Source organism: Kribbella sp. NPDC055110, from assembly GCF_053607525.1.
Genome location: NZ_JBSGTS010000007.1, coordinates 185,542 through 211,652, shown reverse-complemented (window position 1 = coordinate 211,652; position 26,111 = coordinate 185,542). Strand labels below are relative to the sequence as shown.

Sequence of the window (26,111 nt, the reverse complement as noted above, 5' to 3'; positions counted from 1 at the left end):
CTATTTTCCCGCTTGAAGAGACCTCCAGGTGACCGGTCCGACGACACCGTCGACCACCAGTTGCCTGGAGGTCTGGTAGTCCTTGGCGGCTGTTTCGGTTCGCGTAGTTACTAACTAACCAGTCCCGTACGCCGGCGCCGTGCATTACCGTGGCTGCTCATGAGGGGGATGACGCGATGGCGGTGACGATGCGCGATGTCGCGCGCAAGGCCGGCGTGTCCCCGAAGACGGTCTCGAACGTGATGAACGGGTACCCGTACATCCGCGAGGAGACCCGGACCAAGGTGCTCGCGGCGATCGATGCCCTCGGCTACCGGATGAACCTGTCCGCCCGGAACCTCAAGTCCGGCCGGACCGGTGTCATCGGGCTGGCCGTCCCCGAGCTCAGCCTGCCGTACTTCGGTGAGCTCGCCGACCAGGTCATCATGGCCGCCGACGAGCACGGCCTGACCGTGATGATCGAGCAGACCGGCGCGGACCGCGACCGCGAGCTGACCGTGCTCGCCCGGCCCCGCGGCCACCTCGTGGACGGCCTGCTCTACAGCCCGCTCGGCCTCGGCCAGGAGGACATCGACCACCTGAAGTCGAACACGCCGATGGTGCTGCTCGGCGAGCGCATCTTCCACAGCCCGGTCGACCACGTGATGATCGACAACGTCGCCGGTACCAAGGCTGCGGTCGAGCACCTGTTGGCCCTCGGACGCCGGCGGATCGCGGTCCTCGGCGTCCATCCCGGCGAGAAGGTCGGCACCGCGGCCATCCGGTACGGCGCGTACGCCGAGACCCTCGCCGCGCACGGCCTCCCGGTACCGGAGGAGCTGGCGTTTCCGGCCGGCCGCTGGCACCGCTCGACCGGAGCGGAGGCCACCGAGCGTCTGCTCGCGTCCGGCCTGGAATTCGACGCCCTGCTGGGGCTGAACGACACGCTCGCACTGGGCGCGCTGCGGGTCCTCGCGCAGCGCGGCATTCGGGTGCCGGACGATGTTGCGGTGGCGGGCTTCGACAACATCGACGAGGCCAGCTACAGCACCCCGAGCCTGACCACGGTCGACCCGGGCCGGACGGAGATCGCGAAGAAGGCCGTCGACCTGCTGGTACGGCGGATGGCCGGCGACGACTCCGACCACGAGGAGATCGCCGCCCGCTACGAGCTGCACGCCCGCGAATCCACGCTCGGCCTCAACTGACGCCGTACTGAGGTCTTGACGGCTTCCGACAGCCCATGCGATCTTCTACACCGATGTAGTACACCGATGTAAATCCGTACTCCACTCCGCCTGGAGGACAGATGCCCCCTGACCCCGCCTCCTTCCGCCCGGGGCGTCGAGCAGTACTTGGTGGCTTGCTCGGCGCCCTCGCCCTCACCGGTTGCGGCGCGCTCAGCTCCAAGCCCAAGGTCCGCGAATGGAACCTGTTCGGCGGCGGCGACGGCGCCCGCCTCCTGCAGATCCACCAGCAGTACGTCGCCGAGCACCCGGACGTCGCGTTCGAGGCGCACACCCTGGCCTGGGGCCCGCCGTTCTACACCAAGCTCGCGATGTCCGCCGCCGGCGGCCGGGCGCCCGAGGTCGCGACCCTGCACCTGTCGCGACTGAAGGGTTTCAGCCCGACCACGATGCTCGACCCGATCCCGGTGGACCTGCTGAACGCAGCCGGCGTACAGCAGTCCGACTTCCTGCCGGCGACCTGGGACCGCTGCGTCGTCGACGACAAGCTGTACGCCGTCCCGCTCGACCAGCACCCGTTCGTTCTCTACTACAACACCGAGATCTGCAAGAAGGCCGGACTGCTCGGCCCGGACGGGAAGATCAAGCCGGTCAAGGGCGTGACCGCGTTCCTCGACATGCTCCGGGCGGTCAAGGACGTCACCGGCAAGTACGCCGTCTCGGTCGACACCACCAGCCCGTGGCGGCTGTGGTACACGCTCTACGGCCAACTCGAGGGCGAGTTCTTCAACGAGGACAGCACGCGGCTGGTGCTCGACGACGCCAAGGCGCTCGAGGCCCTGGACCTGATCGCGAAGCTCGCCAGTGAAGGACTCACACCCCGGTCCGCGAACTACGCGGCGCTGGTCGCCATGTTCAGCAACGGTGACGCGGGTATGAGCTTCAACGGCGAGTGGGAGGTCACGACGTACCAGACCGCGAAGATGCCGTTCAGTATGGCGCCGTTCCCGGTCGTGTACGACGTACCGAAGTTCCAGGGGGACTCGCACACCTTCGTGCTGCCGCACCAGGCGCACCGGAACGCCGACGACACGAAGGCGACGATCGAGTACATCGCCTGGATGCTGAAGCACAGCGTCGAGTGGGCGGCCGGCGGCCACATCCCGGCGTACCAGCCGGTGGTGAAGAGCCAGGAGTACCTGGACCTCAAGCCGCAGGCGGAGTACCGCAGCGTCGCTCCGGACGTGTTCTACGACCCGGATGCGTGGTTCAGCGGTTCGGGAGCGCAACTGGAGAACGAGTCCGCAGCGGCCTTCAGCGGGATCGCGACCGGGCAGACCTCTCCGAAGGCGGCGCTCGCGCAGTTCAAGGCCGCGACCCAGAAGCTCCTCGACACCCCGTCCCCGGTCTGACAGGAGAAGACTCATGGAGAGATCGGACTGGAAAGAGCGCTGGGGCGGACTGTTCTTCGTGGCGCCGTTCCTGGTGCTGTTCGTGCTGTTCATGGTGTGGCCGATCGTTTCCGGCCTGTGGAACAGCTTCTTCAACACGAGCCTGGCCGGAGTCAAGCACGAGTTCCTCGGCCTGCAGAACTGGCAGGACCTGTTCGGCGACCCGGCCGTGTGGTCGTCGCTCAAGAACACCTTTGTCTTCACCGCGATGAGCACGCCGCCACTGGTGATCATCGCCCTGTTGATGGCGCTGCTCGCCAACCGTAAGGGCCTGCTCGGCTGGCTGCTGCGGTTCTCGTACTTCGCTCCGTTCGTCCTGCCGGCCACCGTCGTGACGCTGATCTGGGTGTGGATCTACCAGCCCGGATTCGGCCTGGTGAACGGCCTGCTGACGGCCGGCGGATTCGCCGAGATCGACTGGCTGAACGCCGAGAACCGGGCGATGCTCGCGGTGGTGATCACGACCGTCTGGTGGACGGTCGGGTTCAACTTCCTGCTCTATCTGGCTGCCCTGCAAGGGATTCCGGCCCAGGTGTACGAGGCGGCCGCTATCGACGGGGCGAACGGCCGGCAGCAACTGTTCCGGATCACGCTGCCGTTGCTGACCCGCACCACCGGACTGATCGTCGTACTGCAACTGGTGGCGTCGCTGAAGATCTTCGACCAGATCTACCTGATGACCAACGGCGGCCCGAACCACGCGACCCGGCCGATCATCCAGTACATCTACGAGACCGGCTTCACCAGCTACCGGATCGGCTACGCGTCCGCGATCTCGTACCTGTTCTTCGCGATCATCGTGATCGTCGCGGTCGCCCAGTTCACACTGTTCTCCGGCCGGAAGGAGGCCGTCGAATGAGGACCTCCTGGACCTTCCCGAAGGTCGCCACCACCGTCGGCGCGGTGATCCTCGCCGTCGTCTGGCTCGTTCCGTTGCTGTGGGCCCTGGACACCTCGCTCAAGCCCGAGCCGGAGACGACCCGCTCCCCGATCACTTGGTTGCCCAACGCACCGACCACCGACGCCTACCGGAGCGTCATCGACCAAGGCGATCTGATCCGCTGGTTCCTGAACAGCAGCGTGGTGTCGGTCCTCGTCACCGCCCTGACGCTGTTCGTCTCCGTGCTGGCCGCATTTGGCTTCTCCCGGACGAAGTTCCCGGGCCGGCGGGTGCTGTTCGGCCTGATCATCGCGGGCATCCTGGTACCGCCGCAGGTGCTGATCGTGCCGTTGTTCCAGGAGATGACCGGACTCGGACTGGTCGACACGTACTGGGGCATGGTGCTGCCGCAGGTGGTCGCGCCGGTGATGGTGTTCGTACTGAAGAAGTTCTTCGACGGTATCTCCCGCGACTACGAGGACGCCGCCCGGGTCGACGGCGCGTCCCGCTGGCGGATCGTCTGGAGCGTGATGGTCCCGATGTCGCGACCGATCCTCGTTGCCGTCGGCATCTTCACGTTCATCGGGGCCTGGAACAACTTCCTCTGGCCCTTCATCGTGACCACCGACCCGTCGATGATGACGATCCCGGTCGGCCTCGCCAACGTGCAGGGCTCGTACGGCCTGCGCTACGCCCAGATCATGGCCTCCGCGGTCCTGGGCGGCCTTCCCTTGCTGATCGTCTACGCCCTGTTCCAGCGCCACGTCGTCCGCGGTGTGGGCGACGCCGGCATCAAGGGCTAGACAACTATGACAGGAGCAACCTGGTGCCCTCTGCCTCTTTGACCGTCGACCCCGCGTTCACGATCGCGCCCGTGAACCGCCGGACCTTCGGGACGTTCGTCGAGCACATGGGCCGGTGTGTCTACACCGGTATCTACGAGCCCGGCCACGCGACCGCCGACGAGGACGGTTTCCGCAAGGACGTCCTCGAACTGACCCGTGAGCTGGGTGTTTCCGTGGTCCGGTATCCCGGCGGAAACTTCGTTTCCGGCTATCGCTGGGAGGACGGCGTCGGCCCGCGCGCCGATCGGCCGCGGCGTCTCGACCTCGCCTGGCACAGCGTCGAGACGAACGAGTTCGGGCTGGACGAGTTCAGCCGCTGGTGCGCGAAGGCCGGCGTCGAGCCGATGATGGCGATCAACCTCGGGACCCGCGGTGTCCAGGAGGCGCTCGATCTGCTCGAGTACACGAACCATCCGGGCGGTACGACGTTGTCCGATCTGCGCGAGCAGCACGGCGCGTCGCCGTACGGGATCAAGTTGTGGTGTCTCGGCAACGAGATGGACGGTCCGTGGCAGGTCGGGCACAAGACGCCGACGGAGTACGGGCGGCTCGCGGCGGAGACCGCGCGGGCGATGCGGATGATCGATCGGGACCTGCAACTGGTCGCGTGCGGCTCGTCGTCGTCGAAGATGCCGCTGTTCGGGACCTGGGAGCGGGACGTGCTGCGGGAGACGTACGAGTTCGTCGAGTACATCTCCTGCCACGCGTACTACGGCAACGACGACGGCGACACCGCCTCGTTCCTGGCGTCCGCGGTGGACATGGACCACTTCATCGAGTCCGTGGTGGCGACCGCCGACCACGTCGGCGCGGAACTCAAGAGCAGCAAGAAGATCGGCATCTCGTTCGACGAATGGAACGTCTGGTACGGCGAACGCTCCCGCCGCACCGACGGACCGGGCGACCAGTGGGAGGTGGCGCCGCGACGGATCGAGGACGAGTACAACGTCACCGATGCGGTTGTGGTCGGCAACCTTCTGATCTCGCTGCTGCGGCACAGCGACCGGGTCGGCGTGGCCTGCCTCGCGCAGCTCGCGAACGTGATCGCGCCGATCATGACCGAGCCCGGCGGCGCAGCGTGGCGGCAGCCGACGTTCCACCCGTTCGCCATCACGTCCCGCCTCGCCTCCGGCCAGGTGCTCCGCGTCGAGACCGACTCGCCACTCGTCAGCACGGCGAAGTACGGCGAGGTGCCCGCGGTCGACGCGGTGGCGACGTACGACGAGGGCCGGATCGCTTTGTTCGCCGTGAACCGCTCGACGGACGGTCCGATCGAGGTCACGGTCGACGTCAGCCGGAGCGGAGTGTCGACCGTCGACGAGGCTGTGATCGTGCACGACGCGGACGGGCTGGCGACGAACACCTCCGCCCATCCGGACCGCATTACCCCACAACCGGCCGACGCACGGCTGGTCGACGGGCGGCTGACGATTACGCTACCGGCGATCAGCTGGACAGCGCTTTCTCTGTCGACGGATTGATCAGGCTGGCTCAGACTGTGTCCCCGTGAGTACACAGTCTGACCTTGCCGAGACGAATCGTCTCGAAGCTTTCAGTGACGGCGTTTTCGCGATCGCGATCACCCTCCTCGTCCTCGAACTGCGCAGCCCCGAGCTCGAGGAGGGTGAGCGGTTGTGGCCGGCGCTGCTGCACGAGTGGCCGCAGTTCGCGGCGTACCTGACCAGCTTCGCGATCCTCGGCATCATGTGGATCAACCACCACTCGATGTTCCGCCAGATCCAGCGCGCGGACCGCGGACTGATGTTCCTCAACCTGGCGCTGCTGCTGTGGGTCACGTTGCTGCCGTTCCCGACCAGCATGTTCGCGGAACATCTGGAAGACCACACGATCAACGCCAACGTCGCCGCGGCCGTCTACAGCGCCAACCTGACCCTGGCCGCGATCGCGTTCAGCGCGATCTGGTGGCACGTGCTGCGCAAGCACCTGGTCGAGCACGAGATGGACAAAGCCCAGATGCGGAAGTCCCTGATCAGGTACTCGTTCGGCACCGTGATCTACGGAGCCTGCATCGGGGTGTCGTTCATCTCCGCCCAGGTGACGTTGCTCCTCGTCTTCCTGCTCGCGGTCTACTACGCTTTCGAGCAGGTCAGGACGCGCGACGGAAATGCTTAATGTAGATGCCTGGGGCAACTTCTACCTCGCCGGCCGGGGTGTAGCCGCGGGACTTGTAGAGGTTGACAGCCGGGAGGTTGGCCGAGCCCGTGGAGACCAGGCTGACCGGTCGCGGTTCGATCCGGTCCAGGTGGTCGAGCAGGGCTCGGCCGTGCCCACGACGGGCGTGCGCGGGGTCGACGATCAGGCGGGAGATCTCGACAGTGCGCTCGTCAGGCAGCTCGTACGCGACCGCGCCGACGAGTAGCGTTCCCTCGTACCGGCCGAGCCAGAGTTCGGTCGAGGACATCAGTCCGTCGAGATCCTCCTGGAGCGGCGGGATGCCGTCGAAGCCGATCAGCTCGGCCTCCACGGCGTACGCGGCATACTGGATCGTCAGCAGCCGCTCGGCGAGTGCGCGGTCGGTCAGGTCGAGCGGCGTGATCACGAGCGCCAGATTACGCGGCCTTCCAGTAGCCGAGGGATTTCACCCGATGCTTCGGGACGGCGAGATCCTTGAGGACGTACGACGTGAGTTGGCGGGTGGTCGTGGTGTCGCACGCGATCCACACATAGGTGTCCGCGGTGACGAGCTCTTGGAGATCCGCCTTCACCTGCTCGACCAGTTGCGGCCGCGGAACGGTCCGCAGGTCGTGGTGCTCCTCGATCCGGAACGGGAGCTCGCGGTCGGCCTCGTGGGTGGTCTCGAACCAGATCGTGGCCGGCAGCTTCGGAGCGACCGCAAGCAGCGAGTTGATCGCGGGCAGCGACGCCGGGTCACCGACCACGAGCATCCGCGGCGGCAGCGGATCCGGTACGTCGAACCCGGTCCCCTGCACCGTCGCCTCGATCGTGTCGCCGCGCTCGGCCTTGCGGGACCAGTCGCTCGCACAGCCGTCGTGCAGCGCGAACTCCAGGCTGAACGTGCCGGCATCGAGATCCGGATCGACCAGCGTGTACGCGCGCTGGTGCGGCTTGCCGGCGTTCTCGAACCAGAGCCGCACCCACATCGTCGGGTGGACGCCGAGCGTCCGCAACAGCCCGCCGTCGGTGAAGTGCACCCGGCGGTAGCGCTCGGTGACCTGTTCGGCACCGGTCACGGTGAAGGTGAAGTCCTTCGCCCGGAGCAGCTTGAGCACAGCGCCTTCCCAGCCATGCCTCACGATGGACCTCCAGCGAGAATTGCGGTTGTGGCGGCGAATGCCTGCCAAGTAAGTTAGTGCAGCCTAACCTAACTGAAGTGGGGACTGTTTGTGAACGCGAGGGTGTTCCGGGACACGTACGGCGTACCGCACCTGCAGGCCGGGGATCCGCTCGCGTTGGTGTATCTGCAAGGCGTGAACGCGGCGCGCGACCGGGCCTGGCAGCTCGAGCTGGAGCGCCGGCGGTACCTCGGGACGAGCGCGGCGTTCCTCGGGGCGGAAGCCGTCGCGTGGGACGTGTTCGCGCGGCAGGCGCGGTTGGCGGACACGGCGCAGCGGTGCTTCGAGGCGCTCGACGACGAGACGCGGGAGTGGGTCACGGCGTACGTCGAGGGTGTCAACCACGCGATGCCGGGTGGTGCGTTGCGCGCGCCGGAGTTCGCCGAGACCGGGCTGACGCTGCAGGAGTGGGAGCCGTGGGCGCCGCTGGGGATCTGGTTGGCGGTGCACATTCTGTTCGCCGGGTTCCCTTCGAAGCTCTGGCGCACTCATGTTGCGCGGCACCTCGGGGACGCGTCGTTGGAGTTGTTCACGTCGGAGGGGCCGCACGGCGCGGGGAGTAATGGGTGGTTGATCCCCGGTTCGCACACCGCCAGCGGTCAGGCGATTGTTGCGGGCGATCCGCATCGGTATGTCGAGAGCCCTGGCGTGTATCAGCAGATCCGGCTGACTTGCCCGGAGTACGACGTACTGGGGCTGGCGGTTCCGGGCATTCCGGGGCTTGCGCACTTCGGGCACACGGGGAGCGTCGCGTGGTCCATCACCAATGCGATGGCCGACTACCAGGACTTGTACGCCGAGCAGCTCCGGCGGACTGGGTCGGGGGTGGAAGCGCTGGGCCCGGGTGGTTGGGAGCCGGCGTCGCTCCACACCGAGGTGGTGGATGTCGCCGGAGCCGATCCCGTCGAGATCGAGGTGATCGAAACCGAACGCGGCCCGGTGATCATGCACAGCGCAGGTAGCGCGGGCGGCTCGCGTGGGCCTGGGGTGGAATGGGCGACTTCTCTCCGCTACCCACCCCGAGTCACGGGTCGGCTCGGGTTTCAGGTGATGGCTCGTTTGCTTCGGGCAACGACCGTCGGTGATGTCGACTCGGCGTTTGACGAGTGGGTTGAGCCGGTGAACGTCGTACTGGCGGCTGATACCGCGGGTGGGTTGCTCCATCGGACGGCCGGTGTCGTGCCTCGGCGGGCGCCGGAGAACAGGTTGCGCGTCGTACCGGCCTGGGAGGCTGGGTTCGCGTGGGACGGGTGGCACGAAATGCCGCGGGCGGACGTGGACGGCCCGGCGGTGATGGCCAACGCGCGCGGATTGGCGACCCCGCTGGGAGTCGAGTTCGCCGCACCGTACCGCGCCGACCGCATCCGCGAACTGCTCGACGCACGCGACGACTGGACCCTCGACGACATGCCGACCATCCATCGCGACACGTACCTCGGCTCGGCCGGCTCCGTCCTCGACCTGCTCACCGACCTCGAAGACCTCTCCACCCAAGCAGTTGCCCTGCGCACCGAACTGCTCGCGTGGGACCGCCACATGGACGCCACGAGTACGACGGCCTCGTCGTACGCCGCGATCCGCACAGCGCTCGTCTCCCGCCTCACCGACCACTTCACGATGCTCGAGAACGCCGACGTCGCCGCGATCTTCACCCCGTGGATGGACCCGCTGACCCACGTCTCGTACGCGCTCGAGAACCTCCTCGCCACCGACCTGATCCCCAACGTCAACGTCCAATGGCTGGCCCGCGAGGCGCTCGAAGAGGTCGCCGCGAACAGCCCGCGCCCGCCGTGGGGCGAGACGCACCAACTGACACCGCTGCACGCGTTGCGCGGCCCGGTGTTCGCGGCGAACGAGGAGCCCTACGACCTCAGCCTCTCCGGGGACCACCACTGCGTGATGTCGACGTCGAGCCTCCCTGGGCTCACGGACGTCTGCATTCGCGCGTCCGCCGCCCGCTACGCGTGGGACCTCGCCGACAGCTCGGACAGCAAGTGGGTGGTGCCGCTCGGCGCGTCCGGCGTACTCGGGGATCCGCACCACCACGACCAGTTGCCGTTCTGGCTGCGCGGATCGCTCGTGCCTGCGGACGGTGCGGTGGTCCGGGAGGATCGCACATACTCGGTGACTGTCGACGGGTTCGGGACCGTGCGGATCGAGGAGGCGGATCCGGCGCGCGACCTCGACCTGATCTACGAGTGGGTGACGGCGGAACGGGCCGCATTTTGGGGCATGGGCGCGTTGTCGCGGGACGAGATCGCGGCGACGTACCGGTTCCTGGACTCGGTGCCGACGCATCACGTGTACGTCGTACGGCTGGACGACGTACCGGTCGCGCTGCTGCAGACGTACGACCCGCAGGCGGATCCCGCGGGCGCGGCGTACGACGTCGCGGCCGGGGATCTCGGCGTACATCTGCTGATCGCACCCGGGGAGGCCCGCAGCGGATTCACGGGTCACCTGGTCGGCGCGTTGACCCGCTTCGTTTTCGATCACCTCGGACATCCACGGATCGTCGTCGAACCCGACGTACGCAACACCCGGGCGATCGAGCGCTTCCGACGCAGCGGCTTCACCCTCGGCCCCGAAGCCAAAATCACCCAACCGGACGGCACCACCAAAACAGCCCAGTTCGCATTCCTCACCCACCACCCCTGACCCGCCTTGCCCTGACCCGCCGGTCCTGATTCGCCGAGTCGTGGCGATTGGTCCGCGACCCGGCCGCCGAGTCGTGGATTGTGGCTGGTTTTCACGACCACATTCCACGACTCGGCGGGTGGGTCAGATGGTGAGGTAGGTCTGGCGGGTGATCTCGAGGCGGGCGCGGTGGAAGCGGGATGGCTCCGCGTTGAAGATGGCTTGGCCTTCGGGTGTCCAGAAGGCGTCGGCTGGTACGGCGGTTGCGGTCGGGGGGATGAACTTGACGACCTCGGCGACTGCGGCGGCGGCGAACTGTAGCGCTTGGGTGAGTGTTTCGGGGTCGTCGGCGGGAAGGTTGCCGGCTAGTTGATCGGCCAGCGCCATCCAGCGGCCTGGGTCGATCAGCTGGGACGGCTCGGCGCCGCCGAAGTTCGGGTAGTCGGCTGCGGTTTCGCGCTCGGGGAGGGCGAAGGTGTACTCGCGCTCGGCGTCGCACTGTGGGCAGGTTCCGTCGTACACACTCACGAGTTCGCCGTCGAGCAGGCCGGTCGCGTGCTGCCAGGCCGCATCCACCTCCCCGCACGCGCAGGGCGTCAGGTCGAGGTACAGCCGAGCCTCATCACGAGTCCTTGCTACCGGCAACATCACTCCACTCTCCCCTGTTCCACAGCCCCACCACGAAGGGGCCGCCACCGAGACGAAACCACCCCCACCCCACCATCCCCAACCACCGGCGCAGTGAGCGGGTTCGATGGAGCGGTCGACACCGCCGGAGTCCGCGGGGCCGACGGCACCGGTGGTGTACGCGGGTCGGGTGGGGCCACCGCTGTCGACCGCGGGCTCGGCGACGGCCGGGCGGGTGGGGTCGGCGCAGCGGGTGGGGTCGGCGGAGTGGGTGGGGTCGGCGGAGTGGGTGGGGTTGGTGGGGTCGGCGGAGTGGGTGGCGGTGGTGGAGTGAGGGAATGGTGGTCGGGTTCGTGGAGGGTCAGGTAGGCGTGGCCGGGGGCGGCTGACGGGTGGTGGGTGATGGAGCGTTGGCGGGCGGTGCCGGTTGGGGTGTGGTGGATGCGGGTGATGGTGAGGTCGTAGGTGATCCGGGCGCGGACCGTGATGAGGTTGCCTTTCTCGAAGTGGCTGCGTTCGGTGCGGGCACCGCGGACGTCGGTCGTGGCGTCCGACACCTGGTCGCCGATGCTCGCAGACACAGCGCCGTACGTCCCGGACCCCGCAACCGGCAACATCCGGCCCGTGGTCGTGGTGGTAGACGCCGTCACCTGATGCCGATTGACCTCCCCCAACTCCCCGGCGAACGGCGCGGACACGACCTCGACAGCCGACACCCGCGCACGAATCGTCACCTCGACCGCGTCCTGCTTCGAGCCCGGAACCTCCAACGGAGCAAGGGTGAACCCCTCCTCCGACGCCATCCGACTGAACGCCGCGTTCCGCGCCGAACCCGACAACTTGTTCTCGAGCTCCGTCAGATGCGCCCGTACGCCGTCAACCCCGAGCAGCTCCTTGTCCGCCAGCTTGTCGACCACCACGTCGAACAAATCCGCCCGCCCATCAACCGCCCCCACCCCCTCGACGTGGTACGTCGACGGCAACTCCACCTCCCCCGGCACAACAGGCACCGACGGCACCTTCCGCCCTACTGCAGCAGTCGGAATCAGCTGCACAGACCTCCCAGTCAGTACCCGCGCCTTCCGCGTCACCGACGCCCGCGGCGACAACCGCTGCCCAAGTGGAGTCCGTGTCGGTGCCGCCGCGTCGTGCTCGACCTCGATCCGCAACCGCAGCCGCCGCCCAACCCGCGTCATCGCGTCGAACCCCGCGATACGTTCCAGCCGCGTCACCTGATCGTCGGCGCTCGTCGACGTACCCTCGCTCCGATCCGTGCTCGCCGACCCCGACCGCGTCGGATCAACCGACCCATCCGCCCCGAGCCCGGTCGACCGCCCGCTACTCCACGACCGGCTCCGATCGCCGTACAGGTACCGCTGCACGATCCCAACCACATCCTTCGTCTCGCCCAACTCCTGCGCCTCGTCCGCGAACTCGGCCCGGATCCGCAACGTCACCTGCTCCGCCGACAGCTGCCCCGGACGCCCCACCGCATAGGTCCGCGCGAACCCGGTGCGTCCCAGCATGTCCTCCAACCGCCCCCACCAACGCTTCCCGGCAAGATCCACGAACAGCGCCTGCGCCAACGCCGGATCCTCCGCCGGATCGACACCGAGTTCATTGCGGAGTACGTCGTCCACCTCCGCCAGTAGCTCGTGGTTCCCGTCGAGTTCCATGCTCTCGATCAGGCTGAACCCGAGGTGCTCCTTGTAGTGCTCCGGCAGATCGATCCGGGGCGGGGGCTGATCACGCAGGATCTCGTCCAGCCGCTGCTCGGGTGTTTCCGACAGCGGTCGTGGGCTCGGACGCAACTTGGCGGCGAGCGCCTGCATGGTGTGCTCGGCGGACAGGGCTGGTACGGGCGTTCCGCTCCGGTGGGCTGCGGTGAGTTCCGCGCGGTAGCGACGTACTAGGCCGGTCGCCGCGCGGCGGTCGAGCTTCAGGTGTCCGTTCAGAAAACGTTCTACGGCGTCGGCGACCTGCTGCAGCGGCAGTGCGAGTTCGTTCTGCGCGTAGAACCGGAGCGCTTCCCGCTCGGCCAGCTGAAACACGGTGTCGACCGTCGACTCGGTTGGCTGCTGGTTGCCTACCGCAAGCGATACCTCGGCGTCGGCGGTGAAGACGTAGTGGCGTCCGGTCTCGATCGTCAGCCGCTCGACGCCCCAGATTTCCTGATCCGTCCGGGAGATCGAGGCGCTGCTTCCGAGCGACGCGTTGAACCCACCGCCGGCCGAGTTCTCGGAGGCACCAGCGGAGGCCTGCGTGCTGCCGCCGTACGAGCGTCCGATCCCTGAGCCGTGGCTGCCGAGCGCCAGGTTGATGTCGCCACTGACGCCTTCGGTGATGGCAACCAGCTGCGAGTTCTGCAGGCGGCCGGTGAGTGAGACTGCGATCCGGCTCGAGATCCCGCCGATGCCGGGCACCAGAAGGGTGGTGCGGTAGCCGCCGCCGATCCATTCCGGGTGGGCGAGCAGGTTCCGCGGATTGAGGAACACACCGAGCTGCTGAAGCGCGGTCGCCTCGTCCCTGATTGCCTTGGGCAACGTGGCGGTGAAGTCCGCTGTGCCGAGCGCGAGCAAGGTCATCCGCTGGAGAACGCAGCGTCGCACGGGGCCCGTTGGCGGGGTCGACGGCAGCGCGTCCTCGTACGGCAGGAGGTCACTGTCGATCAGGATGTGCGCGGTCTCATCCGGTGCACTGGTGTAGAACGTCTCCTCGCCCTCGGCGACGGAAAACGTGTGCTGTACCTCGAACACCGCGACCGGCGAGGTGCTCTCGATCAGCGTGGCCTGGTTGACCGTACCGCCGGTGAACCAGGCCAGGACGCGGCCCAGCGCCTGCCGTCCGTACGAGAGCGATGCCCTCCCGTCGAGCCTGGTCGTCGAACTCATCGCCAGCGGATCGGCCCGCCACGGCCAGGCCTTCGACCGGGACGCCGACCGGCCGGCGGTTTCCGATCCGATGTTGAGCAGTACGACGGCCTCGTCGTTGGTCACACCAACTGGTTTCGAGGCATGCGGCTCGATCCTGACCCGAAGTACAACGTTTTCCGTCGCCTGCGTCGTCCGCGCACGGGTGAGCGTGATCAGGATCCCGTCCCGGGCGGCGATGTCGTATCCGGCCTCCAGACGTTGCGTCGACAGTTGTTCGCGGAGCTCCTCGAGGTTGAGCAGCTGTGCGTGCCGCTCGATCGGATCGGTCGAGAGCTTGCTGAGGTCGGGGTTTCCGTTCCTGTCCAGCGGCGGTACGAAACCGCGACCGGCCAGCCGCGTCATGATCGCCTCGAACGCTGCCTTCCCACCGGTGACGCCCTGCACGTTCCACGGCCCGGCCGCGCTGAGCCGGCCGGCGGCGTCCTTGGCCCACGCAGGCAGTTCCAGCTTGCGACCCGGTACCACGGCATTCGGGTCGAGCTCACCGTCGATGGTCCGCCCGCCGTTGTGCACCGCCTTGCGATCAACCGGCAGCCCGAACCGGTACGCGTCCTTGACCCGCACCCGCGCCACGACCGTGCTGTCCCCGGGCGTGGTTGCCACCATGCCGTCCAGGGCCACCTTCACGACGTGCTCCAGCACCATGCGGTAGGCCTGGGTCGGTCCGGTGAAACGGTGTACGCCGACGTGGATCGACGTACCGCCTCCGGACAGGGCCTCCGACCGCGTCGCCGTACGACCGCCACTCACAGTCGGGCCGACATCGGTGCCGTCCGGTTCGATGTCGTGCACCGCGGCGCCGTCGTACCCGGCCTTGAGGGACGCGGACGCCGAGGCGCCGAAGGACTGCTGCGTACTGGTGGTGCTGAATCCGATCCGGACCGACTCCTGCCAGTGGGTGGTGCTCTGCGCGCCGACCAGCTCGACCTTCTCGTAGCGGATCCGGGTCGTGACTTCGACGTGCCCGACCGGCTTTCCGTCGACCGTCAGCGGCCGCAGTACGGGATGGTCGGTGGATTCCGCCAACCGGCTCGGGAGGTCGGTGGTCAGGACGGCGTGCAGCTGTTCCTCGACCTGCGTACGGTCGATGCCGAGTTTGGCGAGGCGGTCCTCGTTCGCTTCGATCACGTCGTCGGTGAGCTGCGCCAGACCGGTGACCGAGGTCAGCAGGTGCGCAGGCAGCCGACCGTTTGCGAAGTCGAGGCGGCGGTAGCTGTTCTGGGAAGCTTCGAGGGTGTACGCGTGCGACACCCAGGCACGAAGCTCGCTCGCATCCTTCGCGTTGCCCTCAGCAACTGTCACCGCGGCGGACCAGGTCCGACCGGTGCGAACGTCCAGTTGCCAGGACGCCTTGCCTGTGTAGAGAACGGACTCACCGCGGTTATCCTCGACCGCGCCGGTCTGCGAGAACTCCGCGGCGTTCCCGGTGACGGTGCGGGTGCGCCCGGTGCCGACCTCGCCCTTCAGCGTGAGGTCACCGAGCCACGGTTGGTGCGTGACCGTGCCGAGGAGTTGCAGGAGCGCCTTCATCGGCACTGTGAACGCCGAGTCGAAGCGCGAGGTCGCAGCCGTGGCGAGCCGTCGGCCGCCCTGCGGGAAGACCCCGTTGATGATCTCCGAGGCCTTGACCAACGGATCGCGGACCTCGACCAGTTCGTCGACGCTAAGTTTGATGCGCAGGTCGGCGGAATGCTTGGTGCCGACCCGCACTACGACGCCGTCGTCGGTCAGGATGCGGCCGAACTCCGCGCTGAGCAGTTGCTGCAGCTTGTCGGCCGTGAACGTCTGATCGATGCTATTAGCAGCCAAGATCGTGTTGATGCGGTCCTTGAGCGCGGCCAGGTGCGGGAGCCGGCCGGTCGGCTGCATGCTCGGCAACGCGGCGGCCGGCGGAGCGAGGTTCTCCAGAACCGTCTGGTACGCCGCGACTTCGGCAGCGAACTTGTGCGCTTCGGCGACGAGACGATCGGGCGCGGCAGCTCCGACGTTCTGCAGGAGTTGCGCGTAGCCGGCGCGCGCGGTTGTCAGCTTCGCGAGTGCCTGCTCGTAGTTGATCGCGATGTTGTCATGCCAGTCGGCAAGTTCGGTCTGCTTGCGTACCTCGGCCTCGGCTGCACGACGGCGCGCGACTGCGCCGTTGTCCTTGGCAACTTGATCGCGCTCTTCGGCGGCCTGGCGAGCCGCTTCGATCGCTTCCTTCGCGGCCGCTTGCTTGCTGGCGATCAAGGCGTTGAGCGAGGCGATCGTCTCGTCGAGACCGGTGAGCTGACGGGTGATCGCGGCCTTGAGTTCGGCGCGCGGGTCCAGTGGGAGCGGTGTGTTCCAGGGAAGGGTCGGCGGGACGTGGCCGCGTTTGCGGATTGCGTTCACGAGGCCTTCGATGTCCTGACGAAGCTCCGGCCGATCGCCCATTGCCCACTGCCGTTGGAGATAGCGGAACTCATTGAACTGCGCATCGACACAGGCATTCGGCCCGGCGCCGGTGAGGCGGGACCACAGTCGACGCAGCGGTCCACCTTCGGGCGCTCGCAGTTCCTGAAGCGTATGGCTCAGCTCGTGCACCCAAACCCGAGCCAGCTGGCTGTCGGCGACCCCCGCCGCAAACGTGACAACATGCGGATCCTGCGCGGTCCCCGCACGCACCTCGGTCGACGCAACCTTCCCTCGCCGCACCGACCCGACCGTCACCCGGAAGTGCCGCGTCCCATCAGTTCCCGCAACCACAACCAGCTGCCCCACCACAGCAGGATCCCCAACACTCGACCCACCAAGATCAGACCCAAGCACACCGCCAACAGCCGCCAGAACCCGGTCAACAGTCAACGCCCCCTCATGCGCCTCCCGCCCATCCGCAACAAACCCAGTCCCCCGAACCCGAGGCGCAAACCCCCGCCGCCCCCGCGCACCCTCCGCCCAACCACCCGGCGCTCCATCGGCTTGGGCGCCGGCTTCCTGCTGGTGTGGCGTTTCGACGTCCTGTCCGCCGGCGAGTTCCTGGGCTCGGCGGGTGATTTCGGCGGCGGCGACGCGGTGGGCCGCGGCGCGCAGGATGTCGGCGGGGGATTTCGCAGCGGGCGCGGTCGCAGGCACGCCGAGGTGCTCCGCGACCCGGCGTACTGCTTCGGCGTCGAGGACGGACTGGGTCGCACTCGATTGCGCGAGGTCGGCGGTGATGCGCTCGAGCACCTCTACGGGGATCACCGCCTGACGCGCGTCGGTCGTGGTGACGCGGACGCTGCCGTCCTGCAGGTGGACGGCGTCCAGGTTCGCGACGGCTGCGTGTACGGCGACCTCAGCCACCCCGACCGGCATCACCAACACCTGGCTGTCCAGGGCAACGACCAGCTCGGCTAGCGACAGATCCTCGTGTACGGCGCTGCGCCCGGAAGTCGCCTCTCGCACGTGAGTATCGACCACCAGCCGACCGCTCAGGACCCGCAGCCGAACGCTCACAACATGCCCGTCCGCGATGAGCTGCTGAACGCGTTGCTCCACCGCAGCGAACTCAAGCCGCGAGATCTGTACCCCAGGCGGAATCAGCCCGCGGGCCCGATCGCGTGCGAACGCCCAGTCGAGCGGGATCCGCGGTAGCGCCTCGGACTTCCCTCCGGGGTTCGGGAGGCGCTCCGGCAGGAGGATTTCGTGCAGCTCCAGTACGACCTCGTCGGCGAGGCCCGGCGTACCGAAACTCCAACTGGCGCGGTTCGTCGAGTCGTTCGGCCTGACCTCGCCCGCGACCGGACCGCCGGCCGGATCGAACGCGGCCGGCGTGAGATACCCATCCTCGGCTTGGCGGTGACGGCCGCCGGCGGACTGCTGGTCGGTGATCATCTGGTCGACGAGCGCGCGTACGTCGGCCGGCCCGTACACGTCCCGCGCCTCGGTCGGCACGGTGCTGTGCGGGTCCGTCACCTCCACCGTCAACTCCAACGCATCAACCACCGCATGGCGGCCTGCAACCTTCGTCACGGTGACCTCGACCTGGTACCCGGCTCGCACAAGCTCGGCCCAGCGAGCCTCCAGCGCGGCCGAGGCCTGCGGGTCGGAGATCAGGTCGCCGGGCAACGACTGCGCCAGGCCGGTCTCCGTGACCGGGATCTGAACGCTGTCGCCAACCCGCTCGAGAACCACCGGTCCGCGCGGGGTCGTCGGAGGATCCTGCGGGACCGCAGGACCGGCGTCGGGTGGAGTTGTCAGGGGATGCCGCGGAGCGGTCGGCGGGGTGGACGGACCTGTGTCGGGTGGTCCGGTTGGGCTGATCGCGGGGCGTGGGAAGTTGCCGGGGAGGTTGGCTTGGCGGAGGAGTTCGTCGTACGCCGCGATGTGGTCGGTCAGTTGTTGCTGGACGTACGCGAGCGACTCCGGCGTACCAGCCGCAGTGTGCGCGTCCACCGCGTCGGCGGCCCGGACGATCTCCTCCAGCGCGACCAGCCGTTGTTCGAGCAGCGGTTTACCGGCGGGCTCGCCCAGCATCCGCCCGAGCGCTCGCCCGGCGCCGGCGCGGACCTGGTCGGTCGGACCGCCGGTGACGCGGCGCCCACGGTCCGGCGACATCCGCCGCAGGTCGGGGAACGTCTTGCTCGAACCGTCCTCGTCCGCAATCCCTTCGTACAAGGTGATCGCGTGCGCAAGCCGCGCCCGAGCAGCCTCCACTCCGGCGTGGTCAACAGCCGCGGCACCGGTTGTCGACTCGGCCCAGTCCAGCGCCGCCGCCAGGCGCTCGATCCGGGCAAGGGCCGCGATCCGCTCCGCCTGGGCGTCCTGTTCCTCGGCCGTCCGACCTGGCGTCAGGTTGTCCAGGTACGCGCGCTCCGCTGCCGCCCGGATCCGATCGGTGTACTCAGGGTCGCCCGGTCGCACCTCCGCGACCGCCTGCCCGGCCTTGACGAACTGGTCGCGCAGCTGCTGAATCTGGTCGAGGAGCTGCGCCAACAGGTACTTCCCGATCGCCGCCTGCCGAGTGAGTTCGCGCTGGTCGACGGCCTGCTTCGCGAGGTCGGCCGCGTTCGCGTCCTTCCGCTCGAGCTCGGCGCGACGGAACAGCATGCGCGCAACCGGCGTACCGGTCACGCCGCCGACCGCACCCGCCAGCGTGACGATCACGCTCACGTTGTCGAGGTCGAAGATCTGGTCGAGAGCGAGGACACCGCCCGCGGCCCCGATCGCCGCGAACGCGACCTGCTGGAAATACACCCAGTACTTCGACTGCCCGGGCGGCCGCGCGCCCTCCGGACGAGCCGGCGCCACGGGGAAGTTCGCCCGATCCGCCGTACGGTCGGCGAGGTCGACGCCCGGCCGATGCTCGGCGACGAGCTGCTGCAGCTCCCGGATCGCGGTGTCGACCTGCTGAAGCTGATCCGTGAGTACGTCGATCAAAGCCTGGCCTCGGACCGCGTCGCGCTCGGTCTGGTCCCAAGACTTCTGGGCGTCGCTCGCCCGCTCCTCGAGGTTGACGAAGATCTTGTCGCCGACGGCGCCCAGCAACAGGCCGGTGACGGCCGGGCCGATCGCGTTGATCAGCCCTTCCGCGAACAGGTCGAAATGCCTGGCGAACTCCGTAGGATCGTTGTCCTGAACAGGATTCGTCTGGTTCTGCGTCGCGGCGAGATGGCTGAGCAGCCGCCGGGCTGCGGCCGTCACGTTCTCGATCGCCTGGGCGGCAGCCTGGACGCCGAATCCCGGCGTACCGGGTGATGCATAGGTATCAGGTACGCCCTGCTGGAGCGCGTTCGGCATCGTACCCGCGAGCTGCGAGCGGTAGTCCTCGAGCAGTGCGACCAGCTGGTTCTGCAGGGACGCGGGGTCGGCGAGCTGGGTCCGGATGGTCGCGTCCACGCGGCCGAGGCGGAAGTCGAACTTCTTGATGTCGACCAGCCGCTCGGCGATCGATTTCGCCACGGCGGACATCCCGATGACCATGACCGCGGACATCGCGGGGATGCCGACAGCGGTCAGCGCGCCTGCGGTCCCGGTCGCGGCGAGCAGCGGTACGGCGTGCCGCACCAGGTAGTTTCGCCGCTTGGTTGCTCGCGGCAACCTCTGGTTCGGGTCCGGGGCTTGCTCCGGGCCGCCGTCGAGCATGCCCTGCATCCCCGGATACTGACGATCCCGAACGGCGCGGTCGGCGTCGTACGCCGGTTGTCTGCCGGTCTCCTTGCGGCCGTCGAGCCAGCGTTCGGTCAGCGCGCCGACGAGCGAGTTGACGATCGTCGGCACCGAGAGCGCCACGCCGGTGATGATGCTGCCGGATGCGACGTACCCCGAAGCCCCGATCAGTACGGCGGAGAGCACCGATCCGCGGATCGACTTCACGACGTACGCGCTCACGGACACCCGGTCGTCCTTGGGCGATCGGCGGTCCGCGAACCGCTGGGCCATGGCGCTGTCGTCCCGGGCGAGGAGGGTGTGCCGGAGCTCCGCGTTCGGCTGCTCGTTGCCGAGGCTCATCGACGCGATCAGGGCGGCCATCAGGCCCTTGATGCGGCGCCTTCGAGGCGCCGAGGCGACCGCTTCGTGCTCGGCGGCCAGCGCACGGGCCTCGGCCAGCGCGCCGTGGTCCTCGGCCTTCAGCAGCGGGTCGAGGGCCGGGTCGCTGTCGGGGCGGAGTACCGGGGTCTCCTCGGCGTCTGCCAGCTGGGCAGGAGTCGGATCGGTCGTTGCGGCGGCGGTCTCGGCGAGCACGCGCGCCAGTACCTGCGGCACCTCGTCGAGGGCCAGCCGATCCGACAGGGTCACCTCTGCGGCAGTTGTGTTCGGTACGGCGACGTACCGGGCCACCGTGGTAGGCCCGAGCGGGCCGATCCGCACCTGCAGGACGAAGGTCCGCCCGTTGCTCGTCGTCACCTGGTAGCGGTTGGCGGCCAGTTGGACGATCTCCTGGATCTTCGCGGCCTGCTGTACGACGGGCGACATGATCGCCTGCCCCGCCGCGTTCCCCACCAGCAACCACCCCGGCAGGAACCGCTCCCCCCGCGGGGTTGTTTGTGAGAGTGCGGGCTTCGGCGTGCCGGGCCGGGTCGGAGTCAGGTCGGGCTGACGAGAACCGTCCCCGGCCGGAGCATCTGGGCGTCCTTGCGATCCATCATCAGCCGGATCCTGCTGGCCTCCGATGCGGCGGTACAGCGGAGTTCCACACCCAGTACCGTCACCTTGTGGTCCGTGCCCTCGATCCGGAGGACCGTGCCGGCCCGGACCACCCCGCTCCCGAGCTCGCCCGGCGTCATGATGCCGGGTCGGCTCGGCAGGTCGACCGTCGCCTCGATCGTGAACCTGATCGCGATCATCTGCTCGTATCCTTTCCACTGCTGCCGCTTCGCTCGCGTACGCCTCGCGTTCGAGTTCGGCTCTGCTGTTCTCGTCGACCGGCCGGCCCGCCCGGAACTGGTCGGCGTGGGTCTTCTCGTGGGCGAGGGTCGCGGCCAGGGTCTCGCGATCGGCGAAGCTGGCCGGCCCCAGACGGATCTGGACCGCACCGCCCGGCAGCTCCATCGCACTCGCACCCACGTTGTCCCGATCGAGGTCCGCGTACTCGGCCGGATCGGTGACGATCACGACGTCGATCCCGGTCAGGTCCACGCCGGCGGCCGCCGCGACCTCCTCGACCGTCTCCGCCGTACGCTCCAGCCCACCACCGTTCTCGGCCACATCCTGATTGGTCCGCGCCGCACCCCGCGGCGGGTGCACATGATCGTCGTCGTGCACCTCGTGGTCGACGGCTGCGGGTGCGGCGCCCGCCGGCGTGAGGTCGAACTCGGTGATGGTGATCCCGATCGCCGTACGCCCGTTCTCCAGCAGCGGTTTCACCATGAAGAACTCGACTTCGCCGGCGTCCAGCGCCGCCAGCATCTCCTCGGCCAACTGGGTCTCGTTGTCCAGCGGTACGTCGGTCCGCGGCTGGGCCGGCGCGGCGGTCGGACCCTGCCCGAGCTCCCGCGGCGTCGCCGGCGTGACGCGCTGCTCGTTGTCGAGGACCGCGGTCGGCCCGCCGCGACGAATCATCTCCACGAGGATGCTGCGGATGTACTCCCGGTGTCCCTGCTGGTACGACAGGTCGTTCGCGCCCCGCCGGAACCCGAGCCCGCCGTTGACGCTCTTCGCCTCACCGACCGCGAAGCCGAGGATCCGTCCGGTACCACGTTCGAGCCGGACGAAGATCTTGTCGAACCGGCCCGACCCGGCGTACTCGTCGGCGAACACCCGGTGCACCTCTTCGACGCCAGGGTTCCGCGCACCGAGCCAACTGAGCAGCAGATCGGCGAAGCTCTCGCCCATCCTCCAACCCGCGTCCTGTGGTGTCGGGAGCTCGTCCTGCAGCGTCTCGTCGATGTCGACCGGCGCGTTCCTCGGCTGCTTGGGCCGCTTGGTCCGCGGCGGCGCCTCCTTGCTCGCGTTCCACAGGTCGACTTCGCCCTGGTACGCCCGGCGATGTGCAGGGGTCCGGCCGAGGACCGGATCGTCGAGCCGTACGTCGGTCGGCGGGCCGGCCTTCCGGACCGCGGGCACCACCTCGAGCTCCCCGAACTCGTTGCTCTCAGCAAGATACTTGAGCCCCGGAACCTGGACCTTCACGACGGTCCCGTCGTCTGTGGTGGCCTCGAAGGTGTCCTGCTCGGACCGCCGTTTCACCGTTCCGGTGAACTCGCCGGTCGCCTTCGCGCGGTCGGGAGTCTGGTAGTAGCGCGCCCGCAGCGCCAACGCCGCAGGTGTCGACGCGCCGTCGGGTCCAAGCTCATTGAGCGCCGCGACGAACGCCTCCAGCGCCGCCTGCTCCGCCGACTGCCCCTCCGTCGGACTGATGCGAACCGGGCCATGCGGACCAAACGGCGGACTGACAGCACGCGTCAGCACGAGCGGACGATCAGCCGGGTCCACCTCCTCGGCCACCCGCTGCTCGTGCGGTGTCGCCGTACGAACGTCGATCACCCGCGGGCGGAAGGTGGCGGACTCGCCGACCTCCAGGTCTCCCGGTGCGGTCCGCGGCGCGGGTGGATGTCCGGGGTCGAAGGCGCCGCGCCGTACGGTCTCGGCTGCCTCGGCCAGGTTCGTCTGGGCAACGTGTACGACGTTGCCGTCGGCACCGACCAGGGTGATCTCGGCGTGCAGTTCGGTGATTCCGGTCTCGGGGTTCTGTACGGCGCGGAACACCAGATCGAAACTGTGGCCGGCGCGGGCCAGCGCGGCGAGCTGTTGCTGCATGAGGTGGAAGGCCCACATCTGGAACTGCGTTCCGTGCGGCACGATGTCGCGGTGCCGTACGTTGCCGGCGACCCAGGAGAAGGGGTGGGTCCGCTTCGCCCTCGGCGTACCGTGCTGGTTGGCCCCGCGGAACTGGATCCGCACCTCAGCAGGCTTCCCATCGGGCCCAGCCGTTCGACTCACAACGTTGTCACCGACCTGAGCAAGCACCTCACCGGGATCCTCAGCAGTCTCGGTGGTGGCGGAGTTGCCGGCGTCCCCGGTGTCGCTGGTGTTCGTGCCGGGGTCGTTCGACTGCCCCGAAGGGCCCGGTCCCTCCGACGTGGTGTGCGCCGGAAGCGGCTTCGGGGCGTCGTTCGACTGTTGGGTCTCCTCCGCCGTCACCACAGCCGCCTGAACCTGCGCCTCCCCGGCCAGCGCCGCGCCCCCAGACGTCACCACGCTCGACTCCAGATCCACGGTCGCCGCGGCGGTTGCCCCGGTCGCGGTGGCGGTAACTGCAGTCTCGGGTACGTCGTTCTGCTGGGCTGCCAGCGTGATGTCAGCACTGTTGCTCTGAGCAACTGGTACGGCGGTTTCCGCGTGCTCGTCGACGGTCTCGACCGGATTCGCCTTCTGGCCTGCTTGGATGTTGTTGGGTGGAGCGGTCGGGACGCTGCTCTGCTGTCCGACGATGGCATGTGTCGGCGCCTGACTGGCGAGCTGCGATCCTGCACCAGTCACCTGAGTCGCCCCAGGCGCAACCGGTCCGCTCGCCACCGGGAGTGCCGATCCACTCGCATCCTGCACGCCGTTCACGTCAGCAGGAGCCGCTCCAGGCTGCTCGCCATGCAGCGCGTGCTGACCCTCCCCCGACAAACGACCTGAGTCTCCCGCACCAGGCTGGACGTCCTGTTGCTGCGCGTTCTGTTGCTGGGTCTCCTGCTGCTGGGTGTCCTGCTGCCCGCCGCCTTGTTGTTGGGTGTTCTGTTGCTGTTCGTCGTGTTGTTGGTCCGGCGCTGCTGTCTTGTTGGACTGTGTATGCCGGTCGACGTGCACGTCCTGCGACGACGCGGGGTGTCCGCTGCTGCTTGTCGAGCCGGAGCCACCAGTTGCACCGCCCGAAGCCGCCGCATGTCCGCCGGCAACCGACGAGCTGGCACCGGCGGCCGGAGCTGCGCCGGGGGTGTTTGACGCGGATGCCTGCGACTGCGTGGTGTTGTTGCCCGGGTTCGGCCCAGCCTCCGGTGTCGGGGTATGTGGTGGCCCGCCGCCGTGCGTGGAGTCGACGTACGGCGCCATACCGCGGGCGTCGCGTACGCCGTTGAAGAAGTTCTGGCCCAGCGCGTCGCCGGCGTGGACCGAGTGCACCCGGCTGGCCCCAAGTAGCCCGGACTGGAACCAGCCGTCGGACAGCGCCTTGCCGAAGTCCGGCGCTTTCCCCGTGACGTAGTAGTTCGCCAGCTCGCTGGAAAGCGGCGATGTGATCGCGTTCGTGACAAAAGCATTGCCGCTGCCCTGCAAGACATACGGAACCCGGCTCCCGACCCGCCCCGCGTCCGGAAGCCCGGCGATCCTCCGCCCGACCTTCCCGGCCGCGTTCAGACCCATGCTCATCGGCGAACCGAGGACGCCCGCCACAGCGGAGATGCCGACCTGCTGCCAGTCGATGCCTTTCCGCGCGCCCTTCCAGATGTCGAGCTGCTGTGCGACGAGTTCGGTCAGGACCTCCTCGACGCCTTCCCAGGCGGTGTGGCCGACCAGCGACAGGGCCCGCGCGCTGAGTCCGACGGCGGCCGTGTGGGTGAGATCCGCCGCCGCCCGGATCAGCCCGGAGAAGCGCTCGATCAGGACAGCGGCCAGTCGCCAGCGGAACAGGTCGCCGATCCCGGGCGGTAGCAGGAACGTCGCGGCGAAGAAGAACGCGTTCATGATCAGCTCGGAGTAGATCTGATCCTTGGTCTGCCGCACGTTCGTGGCGAAGGTTGTGCACAGCACCGACATCTCGTCGAAGGAGCGGACCGTCTCCTGGTACCCCTCGTTGCCGAGCACCTGCTGGAGGTTCTCGTGGTAGAGCTGTCCGTTCTGGTCTCCCCAGACGGCCGGCATCCGGTTGTTCCCCGCCTGCGCCGCGGCGATGGTGTCGGCCATCGCCTTCTCGACCGTCTTCCAGTTGGCGCCCATCCGGTCGGCAGCGTCCTCGTCGACGTTGGGGAAGATCTGGGTGCTGTCGACGAGTTTCTGCAGCCAGTCCCACAGCGGACCGGAGGGCGGGGGGATCACTTACACCCTGCGCAACCGGTCGGCCTGCTCGCGCTGGAGCTCGACGTACTTGGCCACGATCTCGTTCGCGTTCGTGCCCATCTTGGTGAAGTTCTCCTCGGCATCCGCCGCGAGCTTCTCCAATTGCGGTTTCCTGGCGTTGTAGTCGTTCCGGAACGTGGCGCTGAGATCGTCCAGCCCGGTTCCGACCAGGGCCTCGTCGGCCGCCAGGGCGGGGCCGATCGCCTTCCAGGTGTCCCCGATGATGCGGCCGGCGTCGCCGATGGCATGCGCCGCCGCATTCGTCTCGGACGGGAACATGCTGAGATCTCCGCCGGCGCTGTGCAGGCTGATCTGGTCGCCGGCCATCAGCGGGCTCCGTTCTCGGTCGATCGGCCGGCCATCCGCAGGAACGGCTCGAACGCGAAGTCCTCCGGGCCGTCGAGGTTCGCCGCGAACAGGTCCGTCAGCTTCTCGCGGACGGCGTCCTGGGCCTTCGAGTGCGCGTCGTTGATCACTGTCCGGATCTGCTCGGCCAGCACCTCCGCGTCCGGCGTCCGGTAGACCCGGGCGTCGAGGACGAGTCCGACCAACTCGCCGTACACACCGACGGTGGCCTCGACCAGACCGTCGGGAGACTCGGCGGTGCCGGTCGCGCCGTCCATCGTGGTGCGGATCCGGCGGGTCTCGCGGTTCAGCTCCTCGAGCTGACTGATCCTGCCCTGCGCGCTGCCGGTCTCAGCGCCGAAGGAACTCATGGTGCCTCCTCGATCTGGGGACGAAACGAGAGTCTGTGGCCGGAAAGCGCCGCTCTTCGGCGGT

13 protein-coding genes and 1 pseudogene are annotated in these 26,111 nt (G+C 68.2%); 7 read left to right on the top strand and 7 right to left on the bottom strand.

The window, feature by feature from the left end:
* Positions 1-90 (bottom strand): annotated as a pseudogene (locus ACWF0M_RS13895) (peptidoglycan-binding domain-containing protein); the annotation flags it as partial.
* 86 nt (positions 91-176) lie between these two features.
* On the opposite strand from ACWF0M_RS13895, the gene ACWF0M_RS13890 reads away from it, so the two are divergent.
* The 6 genes from ACWF0M_RS13890 (at position 177) to ACWF0M_RS13865 (ending at position 6,475) form a co-directional block, all read left to right on the top strand.
* On the top strand, positions 177-1,187 hold the full coding sequence (locus tag ACWF0M_RS13890; RefSeq protein WP_452236005.1) for a LacI family DNA-binding transcriptional regulator: 1,011 nt from the start codon (positions 177-179) through the stop codon (positions 1,185-1,187).
* A gap of 101 nt (positions 1,188-1,288) precedes the next feature.
* Positions 1,289-2,578, top strand: coding sequence for an extracellular solute-binding protein (locus ACWF0M_RS13885; protein ID WP_452236004.1), 1,290 nt, complete (start codon positions 1,289-1,291; stop codon positions 2,576-2,578).
* Between the two features lie 13 nt (positions 2,579-2,591).
* Complete coding sequence (locus ACWF0M_RS13880; protein WP_452236003.1) at positions 2,592-3,476, top strand: carbohydrate ABC transporter permease; 885 nt, start codon at positions 2,592-2,594, stop codon at positions 3,474-3,476.
* Positions 3,473-4,300, top strand: coding sequence for a carbohydrate ABC transporter permease (locus ACWF0M_RS13875; RefSeq protein WP_452236002.1), 828 nt, complete (start codon positions 3,473-3,475; stop codon positions 4,298-4,300). Before ACWF0M_RS13880 ends, ACWF0M_RS13875 begins: the two co-directional genes overlap by 4 nt.
* 23 nt (positions 4,301-4,323) lie before the next feature.
* Positions 4,324-5,823: an arabinosylfuranosidase ArfA gene (arfA, locus tag ACWF0M_RS13870; protein ID WP_452236001.1), complete on the top strand. Its 1,500-nt coding sequence runs from the start codon at positions 4,324-4,326 to the stop codon at positions 5,821-5,823.
* 25 nt (positions 5,824-5,848) lie between these two features.
* A complete protein-coding gene (locus tag ACWF0M_RS13865; protein ID WP_452236000.1) occupies positions 5,849-6,475 on the top strand; it encodes a TMEM175 family protein in 627 nt (208 codons plus the stop codon).
* On the opposite strand, the gene ACWF0M_RS13860 is transcribed toward ACWF0M_RS13865, so the two are convergent.
* A complete protein-coding gene (locus tag ACWF0M_RS13860; protein ID WP_452235999.1) occupies positions 6,450-6,902 on the bottom strand; it encodes a GNAT family N-acetyltransferase in 453 nt (150 codons plus the stop codon). The genes ACWF0M_RS13865 and ACWF0M_RS13860 overlap by 26 nt on opposite strands.
* A gap of 10 nt (positions 6,903-6,912) precedes the next feature.
* Positions 6,913-7,617, bottom strand: a complete 705-nt coding sequence (locus tag ACWF0M_RS13855) for a siderophore-interacting protein (protein WP_452235998.1) — start codon at positions 7,615-7,617, stop codon at positions 6,913-6,915.
* 90 nt (positions 7,618-7,707) lie between these two features.
* On the opposite strand from ACWF0M_RS13855, the gene ACWF0M_RS13850 reads away from it, so the two are divergent.
* The gene (locus ACWF0M_RS13850) at positions 7,708-10,314 is read left to right on the top strand and encodes a GNAT family N-acetyltransferase (protein WP_452235997.1); all 2,607 of its coding nucleotides are present in this window, start codon (positions 7,708-7,710) and stop codon (positions 10,312-10,314) included.
* A 123-nt stretch (positions 10,315-10,437) separates the two neighbouring features.
* Here the strand turns inward: ACWF0M_RS13850 and ACWF0M_RS13845 are convergent, their stop codons facing one another.
* Genes ACWF0M_RS13845 through ACWF0M_RS13830 form a run of 4 tightly spaced genes read right to left on the bottom strand, consistent with a single transcriptional unit; the run spans position 10,438 to position 26,047 of the window.
* Positions 10,438-10,941, bottom strand: coding sequence for a hypothetical protein (locus ACWF0M_RS13845; RefSeq protein ID WP_452235996.1), 504 nt, complete (start codon positions 10,939-10,941; stop codon positions 10,438-10,440).
* Positions 10,941-25,310, bottom strand: a complete 14,370-nt coding sequence (locus ACWF0M_RS13840; protein WP_452235995.1) for a WXG100-like domain-containing protein — start codon at positions 25,308-25,310, stop codon at positions 10,941-10,943. Before ACWF0M_RS13840 ends, ACWF0M_RS13845 begins: the two co-directional genes overlap by 1 nt.
* On the bottom strand, positions 25,311-25,658 hold the full coding sequence (locus ACWF0M_RS13835; RefSeq protein WP_452235994.1) for a hypothetical protein: 348 nt from the start codon (positions 25,656-25,658) through the stop codon (positions 25,311-25,313).
* The gene (locus ACWF0M_RS13830; protein ID WP_452235993.1) at positions 25,658-26,047 is read right to left on the bottom strand and encodes a YbaB/EbfC family nucleoid-associated protein; all 390 of its coding nucleotides are present in this window, start codon (positions 26,045-26,047) and stop codon (positions 25,658-25,660) included. Before ACWF0M_RS13830 ends, ACWF0M_RS13835 begins: the two co-directional genes overlap by 1 nt.
* Between the last annotated feature and the right edge of the window lie 64 nt (positions 26,048-26,111).